The organism is Burkholderia sp. BCC0398 (genome assembly GCF_902833245.1).
Lineage (GTDB): Bacteria > Pseudomonadota > Gammaproteobacteria > Burkholderiales > Burkholderiaceae > Burkholderia > Burkholderia sola.
In genome coordinates this window covers 1-17,741 of sequence record NZ_CADFEM010000006.1, presented here as the reverse complement: position 1 = coordinate 17,741, position 17,741 = coordinate 1, and the positions used below count along the sequence as shown (strand labels likewise).

Below are 17,741 nucleotides of genomic sequence, written 5' to 3'. Positions count from 1 at the left end.
TTGGGGCGCCGCGTCGAGCGGCGCCGTCGCTCGCATGGACCTGGCTGGCTCGTTGTTGCTCGCAGTAGCGCTGATGCTGATTATCGAGGGTGCATTCCCCTTCGTGTTTCCGTCCGCATGGCGCGACACGTTTCGTAGAATAGCGGAGCGACCGCCGCATCATATCCGGATCGGCGGGCTGATCGTGATGGTGCTCGGGCTCGTGCTGCTGTTGCTCGCGACCTGACCGGCACCCTGATCCGGACGGCGCATCCGCCGTTCGTTCCGCCCGATTTCGAAGTTCCGATTCAACTCGCGGCGCGCGTGACGCGCGCCATTTCCCGTCGTAGGACCGTACCGATGTCGACCTGGTTACTTCCCGAGAATATCGCCGACGTACTGCCGTCGGAAGCGCGCAAGATCGAGGAGCTGCGCCGCAGGCTGCTCGACCGCTTCCGTTCGTACGGCTACGAAATGGTGATGCCGCCGCTGCTCGAATATCTCGAGTCGCTGCTGACGAGCGGCGGCGCCGATCTGCGCCTGCGCACCTTCAAGCTGGTCGATCAGCTGTCGGGCCGCACGCTCGGCCTGCGCGCGGACATCACGCCGCAGGTCGCGCGGATCGACGCGCACCTGTTGAACCGTCAGGGCGTGACGCGCCTCTGCTACGCGGGCCACGTGATGCATACGCGTCCGCGCGGTCTGCACGCGACGCGCGAGCAGATCCAGATCGGCGCCGAAATCTACGGGCACGCCGGGCTCGAAGCCGATCTCGAGATCCAGCAACTGATGCTCGATGCGCTGCATCTGGCGGGCCTGTCGCGCATCCGTCTCGACCTCGGTCACGCGGGCGTGCTCGCGGCGCTGCTGGCGCGCGACGCGCAGGCTGCCGAGCGCGGCGAGTCGCTGTACGACGCGCTGTCGGGCAAGGACGTGCCGCTGCTGAACGAACTCACCGACGATCTCGGCGCCGATACGCGCGCCGCGCTGCGCGCGCTGCCGAATCTGTACGGCGACGCGAGCGTGCTCGCCGAGGCGCGCACGCGCCTGCCGGTGCTGCCCGAAATCACGCGGGCGCTCGACGATCTCGCGCAGCTTGCGTCGCAGGCGAAGGGCGTCGAAGTCGCGATCGATCTCGCCGACCTGCGCGGCTACGCGTACCACAGCGGCGCGATGTTCAGCGCCTACGTCGACGGCGTGCCGAACGCGATCGCGCGCGGCGGCCGTTACGACCACGTGGGGCAGGCCTATGGTCGTGCCCGTCCGGCGACCGGCTTCTCGCTGGACCTGCGCGAGCTCGCGCGGATCTCGCCGGTCGAGGCGCGCGGCACCGCGATTCTCGCGCCGTGGGCGCAGGACGACGCGCTGGGCGCGGCCGTCGCGGCGCTGCGCGATGCGGGCGAGGTCGTGATCCAGGCGCTGCCGGGCCATGACCACGTACTCGACGAGTTCGCGTGCGATCGCTCGCTCGTCGAGCGTAACGGCGCATGGGTGGTCGAACCCCGATAAAGAGGTGTTCGCGGGCCGTGCTTCGGCGTGCATATCGTTGAAGCGAAACGGAAAAATTCGGAAACGCCCGCGAACATAGGTAGAATACGTTTTTAACCAGCTAACGAATCAACATGTCTGCCAGCGCAGTGAACGTGACTCCCGGGCGCAATGTCGTCGTCGTGGGAACGCAATGGGGTGATGAAGGCAAGGGCAAGATCGTCGACTGGCTGACGGACCACGCTCAGGGCGTCGTGCGTTTCCAGGGCGGTCACAACGCCGGCCACACCCTCATCATCGGCGGCAAGAAAACGATCTTGCGCCTCATTCCGTCGGGCATCATGCGTGAAGGCGTCGCCTGCTACATCGGCAACGGCGTCGTGCTGTCCCCCGAAGCACTGTTCAAGGAAATCGGCGAGCTTGAAGAAGCCGGCGTGAACGTGCGCGACCGTCTGTTCATCTCCGAAGCCACGACGCTGATCCTGCCGTACCACATCGCGATCGACCAGGCGCGCGAAGCGCGCAAGGGCGCGGGCAAGATCGGCACGACCGGCCGCGGCATCGGCCCCGCGTACGAAGACAAGGTCGGCCGCCGCGCATTGCGCGTGCAGGACCTGTTCGACGCGAAGACGTTCGCCGATCGCCTGCGCGAAAATCTCGATTTCCACAATTTCGTGCTGACCCAGTATCTGGGCGGCGCGGCCGTCGATTTTCAGGCCACGCTCGACACGATGCTCGGCTATGCCGACCGCCTGAAGCCGATGGTGGCCGATGTGTCGCGCCGTCTGTACGACGCGAACAACGCGGGCCAGAACCTGCTGTTCGAAGGCGCGCAAGGCACGCTGCTCGACATCGACCACGGCACCTATCCGTTCGTCACGTCGAGCAACTGCGTCGCGGGTGCGGCGTCGGCCGGCGCGGGCGTCGGTCCGCAGAAGCTCAACTACATCCTCGGCATCACGAAGGCGTATTGCACGCGCGTCGGCTCGGGCCCGTTCCCGAGCGAGCTGTACGATGCGGACAACCCGCAGCGTCAGGACCAGATCGGCGTCACGCTCGCGAACGTCGGCAAGGAATTCGGGTCAGTCACCGGCCGTCCGCGCCGCACCGGCTGGCTCGATGCGGCTGCACTGCGTCGCTCGATCCAGATCAACGGCGTGTCGGGCCTGTGCATGACGAAGCTCGACGTGCTCGACGGCCTCGACGAAGTGAAGCTGTGCGTCGGCTACCGGGTCGACGGCAAGGACGTGGACATCCTGCCGCGCGGCGCGGTTGACGTCGCGCGTTGCGAGCCGGTGTACGAGACGTTCCCCGGCTGGAAGGAAAGCACCGTCGGGATCAATACGTGGGACGCGCTCCCGGCGAATGCGCAGGCCTACCTCGCCCGCGTCCAGGAAGTGGCTGGCGTGCCGGTCGACATGGTGTCGACGGGCCCGGACCGCGACGAAACGATCCTGCTCCGCCATCCGTTCAAGGTGTAATTGCCAGATGACGCAGCAAATCACGATGACGGCGGCAGACTTGATGACCGATCCGCGCAACGACGACAAGAATCTGTGGGTAGGCTGGGACGAGTATCACCGTCTGATCGAGCTGCTCGCGCTCCAGGTGCATGCGTCGGGCTGGAAGTTCGACCAGATCCTGTGCCTCGCGCGCGGCGGCCTGCGCGTCGGCGACCAGCTGTCGCGTATCTATGACGTGCCGCTCGCGATCCTCGCGACGAGCTCGTACCGGGAAGCGGCCGGCACCGAGCAGGGCGAGCTCGACATCGCGCAGTACATCACGATGACGCGCGGCCATCTCGCGGGCAACGTGCTGCTGGTCGACGACCTCGTCGATTCGGGCGTCACGCTCGCGCGCGTGCAGGAGCACCTGAAGGAGCGCTATCCGGCGGTCACGGCCGTGCGTTCGGCTGTGCTCTGGTACAAGGGTTGCTCGAAGGTCAAGCCGGACTATCACACGCAGTTCCTGCCGACGAATCCGTGGATTCATCAGCCGTTCGAGGAGTGGGACACGGTGCGTCCGCACAACCTCGAGGCGTGGATCAAGCGCGGTCGCGCGCAGCGCGACGGTTCGGGCGCGTAAGCGGCCGGCCGATCGAAGGAAAGCCTTGTACGGCGCCGCTTGCGGCGCCGTTTTTTCGTTGGCGCGCGCGGTGCGTCACGCGGTGCGCGTTGCGTACCCGATAGGCAGGCGGCGCGGCCCCGGCTATGATGGCAGCCCTGCCACAGCTCGCGCCGGATTGCATGCGCAGCGTGGATCGCGTGGTTCCACGGCAACACGGCAGGGCGGTGTTTCACGGGGGCGCGAGTAGAATAGCGCTCGTTTTGTCCGACCCGGACCCGATTATTACGCTTCATATGAACGACACGACTCACGCGACCGACGCCGCACACGCGCCGCATTCGACGCAACAACACTCGATGCGGGCGCTAGCGATAGCAGCCATCGGCGTCGTGTTCGGCGACATCGGCACCAGCCCGTTGTATTCGCTCAAGGAGGCGTTCAGCCCCGCGCACGGCATCCCGCTGACCGAAGGGTCGATTCTCGGCGTGATCTCGCTGCTGTTCTGGGCGATCGTGCTGGTGGTCGGCGTCAAGTACCTGCTATTCGTGATGCGGGCGGACAACAACGGCGAAGGTGGCGTGCTCGCGCTGATGGCGCTGTCGCTGCGGCCGCTCGATTCCAAAACCCGGGTCGCGGGCGCGCTGATGGCGCTCGGGATATTCGGCGCGTGCATGTTCTACGGGGACGCGGTGATCACGCCGGCGATCTCGGTGATGTCGGCCGTCGAAGGTCTGGAGATCGCGACGCCGCACCTGTCCCATCTCGTGCTGCCGATCACGATCGTGATCCTGATCGCGCTGTTCTGGATCCAGCGGCACGGCACCGCGCTGGTCGGCAAGCTGTTCGGCCCGATCATGGTGCTGTGGTTCGTCGTGATCGCGGCGCTCGGCGTGTACCACATCGTGCGCGTGCCGGGCATCATCGCGGCAATCAATCCGTATTACGCGGCGTCGTTCATGGCCGACCACCTGCTGCAGGCGTACGTCGTGCTCGGCTCGGTCGTGCTGGTGCTGACCGGCGCGGAAGCGCTCTACGCGGACATGGGGCACTTCGGCGCAAAGCCGATCCGGTACGCCGCGTACGGGCTCGTGATGCCGTCGCTCGTGCTGAACTACTTCGGTCAGGGCGCGCTGCTGATCCAGAATCCGAAGGCGATCGAAAACCCGTTCTTCCTGCTGGCGCCCGAATGGGGGCTGCTGCCGCTCGTCGTGCTGTCGACGGTCGCGACCGTGATCGCGTCGCAAGCGGTGATCTCGGGCGCGTATTCGCTGACGTCGCAGGCGATCCAGCTCGGCTACGTGCCGCGCATGAAGGTACTGCATACGTCCGAGCTCGCGATCGGCCAGATCTACGTGCCGGTCGTGAACTGGCTGCTGCTGGCCGTGATCCTCTGTATCGTCGTCGGCTTCAAGAGCTCCGACAACCTCGCGGCCGCGTACGGCATCGCGGTGACGGCGACGATGGTGATCACGACCGTGCTCGCGTGCGTCGTGATGGTCAAGGTGTGGAACTGGAACCGGCTGCTGGTCGGTGCGATCATCACCGTGTTCCTCGCGATCGACCTCGGCTTTTTCGGCGCGAACCTGCTGAAGGTCGCGCAGGGCGGCTGGCTGCCGCTCGGCATCGGCGCCTTGCTGTTCTTCCTGTTGATGACCTGGTACAAGGGGCGTCACATCGTCAAGGAACGCACGGCGGCCGACGGTATCCCGCTCGAGCCGTTCCTGCAGGGGCTGCTCGCGCATCCGCCGCACCGCGTGTCGGGCACCGCGATCTACCTGACCGGCAACGACAAGCTCGTGCCCGTCAGCCTGCTGCACAACCTGAAGCACAACAAGGTGCTGCACGAGCGGACCATTTTCCTGACGTTCGTCACGCGCGACATTCCGTACGTGCGCGACGACAAGCGCCTGAGTTCGCGCGATGCGAGCGGCGGGCTGTACATCGTCAAGGCCGAGTACGGCTTCAACGAGACGCCGGACGTGAAGGCCGTGCTCGAGGAATTCGGCCGCACGCACGACATGACGTTCGAACTGATGGACACGTCGTTCTTCCTCGCGCGCGAAACGGTGGTGCCGACGCATCTGCCGGGGATGTCGATCTGGCGCGAGCGCGTGTTCGCGTGGATGCATCAGAACGCGGCGAAGCCGACCGACTTCTTCTCGATTCCGGCGAACCGCGTCGTCGAGCTCGGCACCAAGATCGAGATCTGACGGGCGCGATGGGGCCGCCCATGCGGCGGACCATGCCGAGCAGGCGGCGCGTGTCGCCGAAGCAATAAAAAACCCGCCTTTCGGCGGGTTTTTTGTGCGTCGACGCTTCGCGTGCTCAGCGCTTCAGCTTCGCGAATGCAGCGGCCATCGCGCCGGCCGGTTCCGGCTCGCGCGAACGCTGCGGGCGGGCGGCGCCGCGGCCCGCGTTGCCGCGATCCTGGCCGCCGCGCGACGTCATGCCGGGCGCTGCCGCGTCGTCGTCGAGGCGCATCGTCAGCGCAATGCGCTGGCGCTTCACGTCGACGTCGATCACCTTCACCTTGACGACCTGGCCGGCCTTCACGACTTCGTGCGGGTCCTTGACGAACTTCGTCGACATCGCGGACACGTGGACGAGGCCGTCCTGGTGCACGCCGATATCCACGAACGCGCCGAACGCGGCGACGTTCGTCACGACGCCTTCGAGCGTCATGCCCGGCACGAGATCCGATACCTTCTCGACGCCTTCGCGGAACGTGGCCGTCTTGAATTCCGGGCGCGGATCGCGGCCCGGCTTCTCCAGTTCGGCCAGGATGTCGCGCACGGTCGGCAGGCCGAAACGTTCGTCAACAAATTCCGTCGGGGACAGGCCCGACAGCGCTTCGCGGTTGCCGAGCACGTCGTCGATGCGCTTGTTGATCTTCGCGAGCATCCGTTCGACGACCGGATACGCTTCCGGGTGCACCGACGAGCGGTCGAGCGGATTCTCGCCGCCGTTGATGCGCAGGAAGCCGGCGGCCTGCTCGAAGGTCTTGTCGCCGAGGCGCGGCACCTTGCGCAGATGCTCGCGCGACGGGAACGGGCCGTTCGCATCGCGGTAGTCGACGATGTTGCGCGCGAGCGTCGCGTTCAGGCCCGACACGCGGGCGAGCAGCGGGGCCGACGCGGTGTTCGCGTCGACGCCGACCGCGTTCACGCAATCCTCGACGACCGCGTCGAGCGAGCGGGCGAGTTCGCGCTGGTTCACGTCGTGCTGGTACTGGCCGACGCCGATCGCCTTCGGTTCGATCTTCACGAGCTCGGCGAGCGGGTCCTGCAGGCGGCGGGCGATCGACACCGCGCCGCGCAGCGACACGTCGAGGTCCGGGAATTCCTTCGCGGCGAGCTCGGACGCCGAGTAGACCGACGCGCCGGCTTCGGACACGACGATCTTCTGCAGCCGCAGCTCCGGGTGTTTCGCGATCAGTTCGCTCGCGAGCTTGTCGGTTTCGCGCGATGCGGTGCCGTTGCCGATGCTGATCAGTTCGGCCTGCGTCTGCGCGGCGATGCGCGCGAGTTTCGCGATCGAGCCGTCCCAGTCGCGGCGCGGCTCGTGCGGGTAGATCGTATCGGTCGCGAGCACCTTCCCGGTGCGGTCGACGACCGCGACCTTCACGCCCGTGCGCAGGCCCGGGTCGAGGCCGATCACGGCCTTCGGGCCGGCCGGCGCGGCCAGCAGCAGGTCGTTCAGGTTGCGTGCGAACACGCGGATCGCTTCGGTTTCGGCCGTCTCGCGCAGCTGCGTGAGCAGTTCGTTTTCGATATGCGGCTGCACCTTCACGCGCCAGCACCAGCGGCAGACGTCGGACAGCCATTTGTCGGCCGGACGGTTCTGGTTCGCGATGCCGAAATGGCGCGCGATCATCGCCTCGCCCGGATGCGGCACCTGCGCGTCGAGTTCCTCGCCGAGGCCGAGCTTGATCGTCAGCACGCCCGCGTTGCGGCCGCGGAACAGCGCGAGCGCGCGGTGCGACGGCACGGTCTTGATCGTTTCCGCGTAGTCGTAATAGTCGCGGAATTTCTCGCCTTCCTCGTTTTCCTTGCCCTCGACGACGGCCGACGACACGACGCCCTGGCTGTGCAGGTAGTCGCGCAGCTTGCCGAGCAGCTCCGCCGTCTCGCCGAACTGCTCGGACAGGATGTCGCGCGCGCCGTCGAGCGCCGCTTTCACGTCGGCGACGCCCTTGTCGGCGTCGACATACGCGGCCGCCTCGGCCTGCGGGTCGAGCAGCGGGTTCGCGAGCAGCGCGTGCGCGAGCGGCTCGAGGCCGGCTTCGCGGGCGATCTGTGCACGCGTGCGGCGCTTCGGCTTGTACGGCAGATAAAGGTCCTCGAGCACCTGTTTGCTGTCGGCCGCGTCGATCGCGGCACGCAGTTCGTCGGTCAGCTTGCCCTGTTCGTCGATGCTCGACAGGATCGCGGCGCGGCGATCCTCGAGTTCGCGCAGGTACAGGAGGCGTTCCTCGAGGTTGCGCAGCTGCGTGTCGTCCAGGTTGCCGGTCACTTCCTTGCGGTACCGGGCAATGAACGGAACGGTCGAGCCTTCGTCGAGGAGTTGCACGGCCGCCGCGACCTGGCGCGGCTGGACGGACAGTTCGGTGGCGATGCGCTGTACGATCTTGAATGCTACGGTTTCCGTCATGTCGTGGATGGTCTGTCTGCCTGCTGAAATCGCGGCGCGGGCCGGCAGGCCCGAAGCGGCGGGCTGCCCGGCGGGCCCGGCGGGCCAGAGGCCGCGGGTGAATGAAGCGGGGCATTTTGCCATAAATGGCGGAGCGTCCAGCCGGGGGTGATAGAATTTGACACATGTCCCGCAGCTTTCCTACGACGTTGCCAACTTCCCGTATTTCTCTCGTCGCGCTCGGCGCAGCGCTCGCCGCGGCTTTGTCTGCCGGGCCTTCCGGCGCATTCGCGCAGGCCTCGGACGCCGCCGCGTCCGCGTCCGCGCCCGTTGCCGCCTCCGCCGCCCCGGATTTCGACGCCCGTCAAAAAGTGCTCAATCAACGCTCCGCGGAAAACGATTATCGTTATGCGGTGGCGGAGCACGATTGCTACAACAAATTCTTCGTCAATCACTGTCTGGGCAAGGCGCGTGACCAGATGCGCGAGGAGCGCGCGAGCATCCGCCAGGAGCAGCTCGCGCTCAACGACGAGCAGCGCGCGGTGCGGGCGCAGCAGCGCGACCAGCAGCAGGCGCTGAAGCAGGCCCAGAACGCGGCGGAAGCGCCGCAGCGGGCGGCGAACGACGTGGCCAACGCGGCTGCATTCCGCGACAAGCAGGAGCAGAATGCACTGAAGCAGGCGCAGCGCGGCGCGGAAGGGCCGCAACGCGCGGCGAGCAAGCAGGCGTACGACCAGAAGCAGGCGGATTTCCAGCGCAAGCTCGACCAGGCGCACCAGCAGGCCGCGCAGAAGGCGCAGGAGCGGGCGGACAACGCCACGCGTTACGAGCAGAAGCAGAAGGAAGCCGCGCAGCACAAGGCCGATGTCGAGCGGCGTCAGCAGGAAGCGGCCCAGAAGGCCAAGCAGCAGCAACAGCAGGGGCAGTAACGTGTTGAATTGATCGGGATCAGTCTCGGGCGCGTCGGCACGCCAGTCGTCGCGCTGCTTCGATGAGGAGGCAAGTATGCAAAACCGTCACACGGAACAGCAGCAGGAATTGCACAACCGTTTGGCTGCATTGCAGGAGCAGCACCAGCAGCTCGCTCGGGAGATCGAGCTGAAGGAAGGACACTCCGACATCGACGACATCACGCTGCACCGGCTGAAGAAGGAAAAGCTGGCGGCCAAGGACAAAATCATTTTGCTGCAATCGCAGCTCGAACCGGATAAGCGCGCCTGAGCGCGGCCTGGCAAGCGCCGGCGCCGCCCGGGCGCTGGACACAGGAACGCTTGCCTTGAATTCACCGCTTGAAGCCACCCCCGATGCCCGGCGTGACACGACGTCCGCCGGGCGCGCTCGTGCGCCCGAAGGCACCTTCGAGCTGAGCCGCAAACGCGTCGACGAACTCGACACGATCTTTGGCGTTGGCGGGTTGCTGGCGCGCGCGCTCGACGGCTATCGGCCGCGTACGTCGCAGATCGAGATGGCGCGCGCGGTCGCGTCCGCGATGGAAGCGTCGGCGCGCCGGATGCCCGAACCCGAGATCTTCGAAACCCGCAAGCGGCCGGCGCGCCGCCTGGGCGACGCCGACAAGCCGGGCGGGCCGGCCGCGGAGCATGCCGCGGCAACCGAATCCGACAGCGACGCCGGCGACAACACGCTGATCGTCGAGGCCGGCACGGGTACCGGCAAGACCTATGCGTATCTGGTGCCCGCGATGCTGTGGGGCGGCAAGGTGATCGTGTCGACCGGCACGAAGCACCTGCAGGACCAGCTGTTCCAGCGCGATATCCCCACCGTGCGCAACGCGCTCGCGGTGCCGGTGACGGTCGCGATGCTCAAGGGCCGCGCCAACTACCTGTGCCACTACTACCTGCAGCGCACGGCCGACAACGGCCGGCTGCCGTCGCGGCAGGACACCGCTTATCTGCAGGAAATCGTCCGCTTCGCGAAAATCACGAAGAGCGGCGACAAGGCCGAGCTCGCGAGCGTGCCGGAAAACGCGCCCGTGTGGTCGATGGTCACGTCGACGCGCGACAACTGCCTTGGCCAGGAATGCCCGCACTACAAGGAATGCTTCGTGATGCAGGCGCGGCGCGAGGCCCAGCAGGCCGACGTCGTCGTCGTCAACCATCACCTGTTCTTCGCGGACATCATGCTGCGCGACACGGGGATGGCCGAACTGCTGCCGAACGCGAACACGATCATCTTCGACGAAGCGCACCAGTTGCCGGAGACGGCGACGCTGTTCTTCGGCGAGACGCTGTCGACGACGCAGATCCTCGAGCTCGCGCGCGACACGGTGGCCGAAGGCCTGAGCCATGCGCGCGACGCGGTCGAATGGGTGAAGCTCGGCGGCGATCTCGAGCGCGCGGCGCGCGACTTGCGCCTCGCGTTCGCGAACGACCAGATCGTTCGCATGTCGCTCGCGCAGCTCGGCGACGATCACCCGATGTTCGGCGCGCTCGACGCGCTCGACGCTGCGCTCGATGCGCTCGCATCGGCGCTCGCGGGCCAGGCCGAGCGCGCGGAATCGCTCGGTGCGTGCCTGCGGCGCGCGCGCGAGCTGCAGGACCTGCTGGCCGGCTGGGTCGCGCCCGGCGCGACGGAAGCAGCCGCGCAGGCCGATGCGGCGGCAGCCGGCGACAAGGCGGCAGCCGAGGGCGATCCGAACGAGAAGGTGCGCTGGGTCGAGGTGTTCGCGCATACCGTGCAGCTGCACGAAACGCCGCTGTCGGTCGCGCCGATTTTCGCGAAGCAGCGGGCGGGCGTGCCGCGCGCATGGGTGTTTACGTCGGCCACGTTGTCGGTGCGCGGCGATTTCACGCACTACGCGGCGCAGATGGGCCTCAGTTCGCGTCGTTCGATGACGCTCGCCAGCCCGTTCGATTACCAGTCGCAGGGGCTGCTGTATGTGCCGCGCAACCTGCCGCAGCCGTCGTCGCCGGCGTTTACCGATGCCGTCTTCGATGCCGCGCTGCCGGCGATCGAGGCATCCGGCGGCGGCGTGTTCATGCTGTGCACGACGCTGCGCGCGGTCGACCGGATCGCGTCGAAGCTGCGCGACGTGATCGAATCGCGCGGCTGGAACACGCCGCTGCTCGTGCAGGGCGACGCCAGCCGCACCGAGCTGCTCGACCGCTTTCGCGCGTACGGCAATGCGATCCTGGTCGGCAGTCAGAGTTTCTGGGAAGGCGTCGACGTGCGCGGCGATGCGTTGTCGCTGGTCGTGATCGACAAGCTGCCGTTCGCGCCGCCGGACGATCCGGTGCTGGCCGCGCGGCTCGATGCATTGACGAAGAAGGGGCTGAGCCCGTTCGCCGTGCACCAGTTGCCGCAGGCCGTGATCACGCTGAAGCAGGGCGCGGGCCGGCTGATTCGTGCGGAGACGGATCGCGGCGTGCTGATGATCTGCGACACGCGGCTCGTCGACAAGCCTTACGGGCGCCGGATCTGGCAAAGCCTGCCGCCGTTCAAGCGCACGCGCGAGATCGCGGTCGTGCAGGATTTCTTCGACGAGCGCCGCTCCGACAAGGGTGCGGGTGCGTGACCGCACGCGCGGCGCATGCCGCGTGAACGCCCCGACGCCGCCCGAATGCGGCGCCAATAAAAAACCCGGCTCGATGGCCGGGTTTTTTGCGTGCGCAACGGGTGTTACATCGCGCCGTGCGTCAGAACTGCCACCACGACTTCTTCGTACCGGGGCGCGAATGGCCGGTCACGTACGGGCTGTCGGGGAACGTGCCGGCGAGCACGCGCTTGGTGTCCTCGGCGAGTTCCGGCTGGTTCAGCTTGCCGTACGACAGGATCATGATGTGCAGCGCATCCTCGATCGCCGGGGCGCCCTTGTAGTCCTTGATCGCGAGCTGCGCGCGGTTGATGGCCGCGACATACGCGCCACGCCGGTAGTAGTAGTCGGCCGCGTGCACTTCGTGCGATGCGAGCGCGTTGACGATGTAGCGCATCCGTGCAGCCGCGTCGGGCGCGTACTTGCTCTTCGGGAAGCGGTCGACGACGACCTTGAACGCATCGTACGATTCGCGCAGCGCCTGCGGATCGCGCTCGCTCATGTCCTGGCCGGAGAAGCGCCCGAACAGGCCGAGATCGTCGTTGAAGTGGATCATCCCCTTCAGGTAGTACGCGTACGGGATGTCCGGATGATCGGGGTGGAGCTGGATGAAGCGATCGACGGCCTGGTCGGCGGCTGCCGCTTCGTTGTCCTTCCAGTTGCAGTATGCAACGTTGATCTGCGCCTGTTGCGCGAAATGGCCGAACGGATCGCGGCCTTGCAGCGATTCGAAATACTTCGCGCACTTGCCCCAGTCGCCGCCGGACAGTGCGTCCTGGGCCTCTGAGTATAATTTGTTGTTCGACCAGGTAGCCGTCTCGTCCTGCTTCTGCGGCAAGCCGTGGCAGCCGGCGATGAGGGCCGCGGCCGCTACCGCCGCAGCCCGGGCGGCGACGGTTCTGGCCGTGCGTTTGGTCGAATTCATCATGCTCGCATGTCCTAGCTTCAAGTCTCGGTGACCCAGTCTAAATGACCCGTTCAAGTTCGCAGAATGCCCAGCCGGGCACACCAAATCGCGAAGATTATAGCCCAAGCGATCGGCCCGCCGACGCTGCGTCGGGGGATTCCCTCGATGACGATCTGGCCGGCGACGCATTGCCGCCGCCCGTGGTGCCGTCCGCGGCGCGCGACGACGCGCCGCGTATCGTCGAAGTGCCGCTGTCGCTCGCGGGCGAACGCCTCGACAAGGCGCTTGCCCAACTGTTCCCCGAATTCTCGCGCAGCCGCCTGCAGAGCTGGATCGAGGCGCAGCGCGTGCTCGTCGACGGCGCGCCGGCGAAGATCCGCCAGCCGGTGCCGCTGGGCGCGAAGATCCAGCTCGTGCCCGATCTGCTGCCCGAGCAGCTCGCGTTCACGCCGGAGCCAGTGCCGCTCGACGTGATCTACGAGGACGACGCGCTCGTCGTCATCAACAAGCCGGCCGGCCTCGTCGTCCATCCGGCCGCCGGCAACTGGAGCGGCACGATCCTCAACGGTCTGCTGCATCGTTACGGCGACGCGGCGGCCGGCCTGCCGCGCGCGGGGATCGTCCACCGGCTCGACAAGGAAACCTCCGGCCTGATGGTGGTCGCCCGCACGCTGGCCGCGCAGACGGATCTCGTGCGCCAACTGCAGGCCCGCACGGTGAAGCGCCGTTATTTCGCGCTGGTGTGGGGCACGATGCCCGAGGAGGGCACGATCGACGCGCCGATCGGCCGCGACCCGCGCGAGCGCACGCGCATGGCTGTCGTCACCGGCGCGTCGGGCAAGCCCGCGCGTACGCATTTCCGAACGGTTGACACATGCCTGTGGCAACGTCAGCCGGTATCGGCGATTCAGTGCGATCTCGAGACCGGCCGCACGCACCAGATCCGCGTGCACTGCGCGCACGCCGGGCACCCGCTGCTCGGCGATCCCGTCTACGGGCGCGCGCGCGGCAAGCGCTCGGTCGCGCCGCTGCCGGACGGGTTCGCGCGACAGGCGCTGCATGCGTGGCGGCTCGGCCTCGTGCATCCGGTCACGGGCAAGGCGATGCAGTGGCGCTGCCCGCTGCCGGACGACATGAACGCACTGGTCGCGGCGCTCGGCTTCGGGCAGGGCGACGAGGAATTCGACGACGACGACGGTGTCTACGACGATGACGATTTCGGTGGCGAGTATCACGACGACGAGCCGTACCTGGACGATGAGGAGGAGTGAGTGTCGATGACGAACCTGGCGCCGTTGACGTGGCAGGACTGCGTGCGGCCCGACTGGCGGGTATCGCCGCGCGTGCGCGCGCTGATCACGACGCGCGACGGCGGTGTGAGCGAAGGCCCGTACGGGCGTTGGCGGGACGGTGCCGTGCTGCCGGGCGGAATGAATCTCGGCCTGCATACCGGTGACGATCCCGACCATGTCGCCGTCAATCGCGCGCGCGTGCTCGCCCTCGCGGGCCAGTCGGGCGCCGCGTGGCTCGAGCAGGTTCACGGCGCGCAGATCGTGCAGGCGGACGAGGTGATCGCCGCGGCGCCCGCTGCAACGGCGCCGGTGCGGGCCGACGCGAGCGTCACGAACCGACCAGGCGCCGTCTGCGTGGTGATGGTGGCCGATTGCCTGCCCGTGCTGCTGTGCGACGCGCAGGGCCGCGCGGTCGGCGCCGCGCATGCAGGCTGGCGCGGGCTTGCGGCGGGCATCGTCGAGCAGACGGCCGCGCGCGTCGCGGCGCTCGCGGGCGGCGCGATCGACGCGCTGCATGCGTATCTCGGTCCGGCGATCGGCCCGCAGGCGTTCGAGGTTGGCGCCGACGTGCGCGACGCGTTTCTCGACACGGCTCCGCAGTCGGAGCATGATGAAACCCGTCATGCGTTCGTCGCGATCGACGGCGCGCCCGGCAAGTTTCTGGCCGACCTCTACGCGCTTGCGCGCCTGCGCCTCGCGCGTGCGGGCGTGGCGCACGTGAGCGGCGGGACGGCGTGCACGGTCGCCGAACGCGCGCGCTTCTATTCGTACCGGCGCGACCGCGTGACGGGCCGCATGGCCGCGGCAATCTGGCTGGCCGATTGACGGCATGCGCATGCGCGCGTGGTTTTGTTGCGCCGCGAAATCGGTTTATCTCGATATTGAGGCGGCAATGCGGCGTTGCATGCGCGACTGAATGAAAAATCCCGAGGTCAAGCCGGAAAAAATGTTTTATGTTTCGCCGGAACCCTTGTCCCGTCTGTTGCGCGTGGATTATCTCCGTGCAGAAATGTTCAGTGGTTTGATCTCGCGCTTCACATGGGGAAAACGATAATGATAAAAATACCGCACTGCGGCAGAATCTGGAGACGCCTCTCCAGAGCATGACGGCCCGGCTCGCAGCCGGCACGCCGCGCGCGAGCAGGATTTCACGATTGACGCTCACGAATCACCGGTAAGGCAGGTAATGACAGCATCGAAAAATTCGTCGACGTCCGCGCATGCGGGCACTTCCGCGGGCAGCGCCGGTGTCGATCCGGCCGCCCAGCCGATGCAGCAGATGTTCGAGTCGTGGTTGAACGCGTGGCGCGGTTTTGCCGATCCGGCGCGTGCCGCGACGGTATCGGCCTCGGTCAATCCATTCGCGACATTCCAGTTTCCGACGTCGTTTCCGTTCCAGATGCCGTCGATGCCCGACTTCGGCGCGATGGCGTCGCCGTTCGCGGGGCTGAAGCTGCCGGTGGCCGCGATTCCGCCCGAACGGCTCCAGGCATTGCAGGCCGATTACGCGCGCGACTGCATGACGCTGATGCAGCAGGCGGCCGCCGCGAAGCTCGAGTCGCCGGAATTGAAAGACCGCCGCTTCAGCGGCGACGCGTGGAAGGCGTCGCCCGCGCATGCGTTCGCGGCCGCCTGGTATCTGCTCAACGCGCGCTATCTGCAAGAACTGGCCGACGCGCTGCAGACCGATCCGAAGACGCGCGAGCGCATCCGTTTCACGGTCCAGCAATGGACGGCCGCCGCCGCGCCGAGCAACTTCCTCGCACTCAATCCCGACGCACAGAAATCGATCCTCGAAACGCACGGCGAAAGCCTGCGGCAGGGGATGATGAATCTGCTCGGCGACTTGCAGCGCGGCAAGATTTCGCAGACCGACGAATCGCAGTTCGTGGTCGGCAAGAACCTCGGGTGTACCGAAGGCGCGGTCGTGTACGAGAACGACCTGATCCAGCTGATCCAGTACACGCCGAAGACGGACAAGGTGTTCGAGCGGCCGCTGCTGATCGTCCCGCCGTGCATCAACAAGTTCTACATCCTCGACCTGCAACCCGAGAATTCGCTCGTCGCGCACGCGCTGTCGAGCGGCCATCAGGTGTTCCTCGTGTCGTGGCGCAATGCGGACGCATCGGTCGCGCACAAGACGTGGGACGACTACATGAACGAAGGGCTGCTCGCGGCGATCGACGCGGTGCAGCAGGTCAGCGGCCGCGAACAGATCAACACGCTCGGCTTCTGCGTCGGCGGCACGATGCTCGCGACCGCGCTCGCGGTGCTCGCCGCGCGCGGCGAACATCCGGCCGCATCGATGACGCTGCTCACCGCGATGCTCGACTTCACCGATACGGGCATCCTCGACGTGTTCGTCGACGAGGCGCACGTGCAGATGCGCGAGCAGACCATCGGCGGCAAGAACGGGGCGCAACCGGGGCTGATGCGCGGCGTCGAGTTCGCGAACACGTTCTCGTTCCTGCGGCCGAACGATCTCGTGTGGAACTACGTCGTCGACAACTACCTGAAGGGCCGCACGCCCGCGCCGTTCGACCTGCTGTACTGGAACAGCGACTCGACGAGCCTGCCGGGCCCGATGTACGCGTGGTACCTGCGCCATACCTATCTCGAAAACAAGCTGCGCGAACCGGGCGCGCTGACCGTATGCGGCGAATCGGTCGACCTGTCACTGATCGACGTGCCGACCTTCATCTACGGTTCGCGCGAGGATCACATCGTGCCGTGGCAGACGGCCTACGCGTCGACGTCGATCCTGTCGGGGCCGCTGAAGTTCGTGCTCGGCGCGTCGGGACACATCGCGGGCGTGATCAATCCGCCGGCGAAGAAGAAGCGCAGCTACTGGGTCAACGATGGCGACCTGCCCGAATCCGCGGACGACTGGTTCGCCGCGGCGACCGAGCAGCCGGGAAGCTGGTGGACGACGTGGGTCGAGTGGCTCGACGCGTACGGCGGCCGCAAGGTCGCGCCGCCGGCCCAGCCGGGTTCCGCGCAATTCCCGGTGATCGAGCCGGCGCCCGGGCGCTACGTATTGCAGCGCGATTGACGAAAACCGGACAGCGGCGCACGCTGTCCGGCGCACCGCAGTTTTTTTAACAGGGCCGGTAACGATGCGCCGTGTCGTGCGGGCCTGGAGGAAAGGGAAATGACGGATGTAGTGATCGTATCGGCCGCGCGGACCGCGGTCGGCAAATTCGGCGGCTCGCTCGCGAAGATTGCGGCGCCGGAACTGGGCGCGACGGTGATCCGCGCGGTGCTGGAGCGTGCGGGCGTGAAGCCCGACCAGGTCAGCGAAGTGATCATGGGCCAGGTGCTGACGGCCGGCTCCGGGCAGAACCCGGCGCGGCAGTCGGTGATCAAGGCGGGGCTGCCGAGCGCGGTGCCGGGCATGACGATCAACAAGGTGTGCGGCTCGGGCCTGAAGGCCGTGATGCTGGCGGCGAATGCGATCGTCGCGGGCGACGCGGAGATCGTGATCGCGGGCGGCCAGGAGAACATGAGCGCGGCGCCGCACGTGCTGCCGGGCTCGCGCGACGGGTTCCGGATGGGCGACGCGAAGCTGGTCGACACGATGATCGTCGACGGGCTGTGGGACGTGTACAACCAGTACCACATGGGCATCACGGCGGAGAACGTCGCGAAGGAATACGGGATCACGCGCGAAGAGCAGGATGCGTTCGCGGCGCTGTCGCAGAACAAGGCGGAAGCTGCGCAGAAGGCCGGGCGCTTCGACGACGAGATCGTGCCGGTGTCGATCCCGCAACGCAAGGGCGAGCCGCTGCAGTTCGCGACCGACGAGTTCGTGCGTCACGGCGTGACGGCG

14 protein-coding genes are annotated in these 17,741 nt (G+C 67.0%); 12 read left to right on the top strand and 2 right to left on the bottom strand.

Translation table 11 applies throughout. The features are described from left to right. Positions 1-34: 34 nt before the first annotated feature. The 5 genes from HWX76_RS14470 (at position 35) to HWX76_RS14450 (ending at position 5,744) form a co-directional block, all read left to right on the top strand. Positions 35-226, top strand: a complete 192-nt coding sequence (locus HWX76_RS14470) for a DUF2065 domain-containing protein (RefSeq protein WP_012328623.1) — start codon at positions 35-37, stop codon at positions 224-226. Between the two features lie 113 nt (positions 227-339). Further along, a complete protein-coding gene (locus tag HWX76_RS14465; RefSeq protein WP_069620837.1) occupies positions 340-1,488 on the top strand; it encodes an ATP phosphoribosyltransferase regulatory subunit in 1,149 nt (382 codons plus the stop codon). A 113-nt stretch (positions 1,489-1,601) separates the two neighbouring features. Further along, positions 1,602-2,948: an adenylosuccinate synthase gene (locus HWX76_RS14460; protein ID WP_050013186.1), complete on the top strand. Its 1,347-nt coding sequence runs from the start codon at positions 1,602-1,604 to the stop codon at positions 2,946-2,948. Positions 2,949-2,955: 7 nt separating this feature from the next. Continuing rightward, complete coding sequence (locus HWX76_RS14455) at positions 2,956-3,552, top strand: phosphoribosyltransferase (RefSeq protein ID WP_006478688.1); 597 nt, start codon at positions 2,956-2,958, stop codon at positions 3,550-3,552. A 275-nt stretch (positions 3,553-3,827) separates the two neighbouring features. Continuing rightward, positions 3,828-5,744: a potassium transporter Kup gene (locus tag HWX76_RS14450; RefSeq protein WP_050013185.1), complete on the top strand. Its 1,917-nt coding sequence runs from the start codon at positions 3,828-3,830 to the stop codon at positions 5,742-5,744. Positions 5,745-5,859: 115 nt separating this feature from the next. On the opposite strand, the gene HWX76_RS14445 is transcribed toward HWX76_RS14450, so the two are convergent. Next, positions 5,860-8,184, bottom strand: a complete 2,325-nt coding sequence (locus tag HWX76_RS14445; RefSeq protein ID WP_050013184.1) for a Tex family protein — start codon at positions 8,182-8,184, stop codon at positions 5,860-5,862. A 164-nt stretch (positions 8,185-8,348) separates the two neighbouring features. Here HWX76_RS14445 and HWX76_RS14440 point away from each other — a divergent pair, with 164 nt between their 5' ends. The 3 genes from HWX76_RS14440 to HWX76_RS14430 all read left to right on the top strand — a co-directional run bounded on the left by HWX76_RS14440 (position 8,349) and on the right by HWX76_RS14430 (position 11,695). Next, entirely contained in the window at positions 8,349-9,092 is a 744-nt protein-coding gene (locus HWX76_RS14440) for a hypothetical protein (RefSeq protein ID WP_176015991.1), read from the top strand. Positions 9,093-9,168: 76 nt separating this feature from the next. Next, positions 9,169-9,384, top strand: coding sequence for a YdcH family protein (locus tag HWX76_RS14435; protein ID WP_006478692.1), 216 nt, complete (start codon positions 9,169-9,171; stop codon positions 9,382-9,384). A 55-nt stretch (positions 9,385-9,439) separates the two neighbouring features. Beyond that, complete coding sequence (locus HWX76_RS14430; protein WP_176015990.1) at positions 9,440-11,695, top strand: ATP-dependent DNA helicase; 2,256 nt, start codon at positions 9,440-9,442, stop codon at positions 11,693-11,695. Positions 11,696-11,816: 121 nt separating this feature from the next. Here HWX76_RS14430 and HWX76_RS14425 read toward each other — a convergent pair whose 3' ends face one another. Beyond that, complete coding sequence (locus HWX76_RS14425; protein WP_046545840.1) at positions 11,817-12,641, bottom strand: outer membrane protein assembly factor BamD; 825 nt, start codon at positions 12,639-12,641, stop codon at positions 11,817-11,819. Between the two features lie 41 nt (positions 12,642-12,682). Between HWX76_RS14425 and HWX76_RS14420 the strand changes: the two genes are divergently transcribed. From HWX76_RS14420 to HWX76_RS14405, 4 genes are all read left to right on the top strand, one after another. Further along, positions 12,683-13,891, top strand: a complete 1,209-nt coding sequence (locus HWX76_RS14420) for an RluA family pseudouridine synthase (protein WP_050013181.1) — start codon at positions 12,683-12,685, stop codon at positions 13,889-13,891. A 6-nt stretch (positions 13,892-13,897) separates the two neighbouring features. After that, entirely contained in the window at positions 13,898-14,737 is an 840-nt protein-coding gene (pgeF, locus tag HWX76_RS14415) for a peptidoglycan editing factor PgeF (RefSeq protein ID WP_050013332.1), read from the top strand. Between the two features lie 361 nt (positions 14,738-15,098). Further along, entirely contained in the window at positions 15,099-16,964 is a 1,866-nt protein-coding gene (gene phaC / locus HWX76_RS14410) for a class I poly(R)-hydroxyalkanoic acid synthase (protein WP_050013180.1), read from the top strand. Between the two features lie 99 nt (positions 16,965-17,063). Beyond that, on the top strand, positions 17,064-17,741 hold a 678-nt coding region (locus tag HWX76_RS14405), incomplete at its 3' end, for an acetyl-CoA C-acyltransferase (protein ID WP_176015989.1).

Bases quoted from the DNA above. Each gene is read 5' to 3' on its own strand.
- HWX76_RS14470 (WP_012328623.1), top strand. From the start codon at position 35: ATGGACCTGGCTGGCTCGTTGTTGCTCGCAGTAGCGCTGATGCTGATT.
- HWX76_RS14465 (WP_069620837.1), top strand. From the start codon at position 340: ATGTCGACCTGGTTACTTCCCGAGAATATCGCCGACGTACTGCCGTCG.
- HWX76_RS14460 (WP_050013186.1), top strand. From the start codon at position 1,602: ATGTCTGCCAGCGCAGTGAACGTGACTCCCGGGCGCAATGTCGTCGTC.
- HWX76_RS14455 (WP_006478688.1), top strand. From the start codon at position 2,956: ATGACGCAGCAAATCACGATGACGGCGGCAGACTTGATGACCGATCCG.
- HWX76_RS14450 (WP_050013185.1), top strand. From the start codon at position 3,828: ATGAACGACACGACTCACGCGACCGACGCCGCACACGCGCCGCATTCG.
- HWX76_RS14445 (WP_050013184.1), bottom strand. From the start codon at position 8,184: ATGACGGAAACCGTAGCATTCAAGATCGTACAGCGCATCGCCACCGAA.
- HWX76_RS14440 (WP_176015991.1), top strand. From the start codon at position 8,349: ATGTCCCGCAGCTTTCCTACGACGTTGCCAACTTCCCGTATTTCTCTC.
- HWX76_RS14435 (WP_006478692.1), top strand. From the start codon at position 9,169: ATGCAAAACCGTCACACGGAACAGCAGCAGGAATTGCACAACCGTTTG.
- HWX76_RS14425 (WP_046545840.1), bottom strand. From the start codon at position 12,641: ATGATGAATTCGACCAAACGCACGGCCAGAACCGTCGCCGCCCGGGCT.
- HWX76_RS14420 (WP_050013181.1), top strand. From the start codon at position 12,683: ATGACCCGTTCAAGTTCGCAGAATGCCCAGCCGGGCACACCAAATCGC.
- pgeF (WP_050013332.1), top strand. From the start codon at position 13,898: ATGACGAACCTGGCGCCGTTGACGTGGCAGGACTGCGTGCGGCCCGAC.
- phaC (WP_050013180.1), top strand. From the start codon at position 15,099: ATGACAGCATCGAAAAATTCGTCGACGTCCGCGCATGCGGGCACTTCC.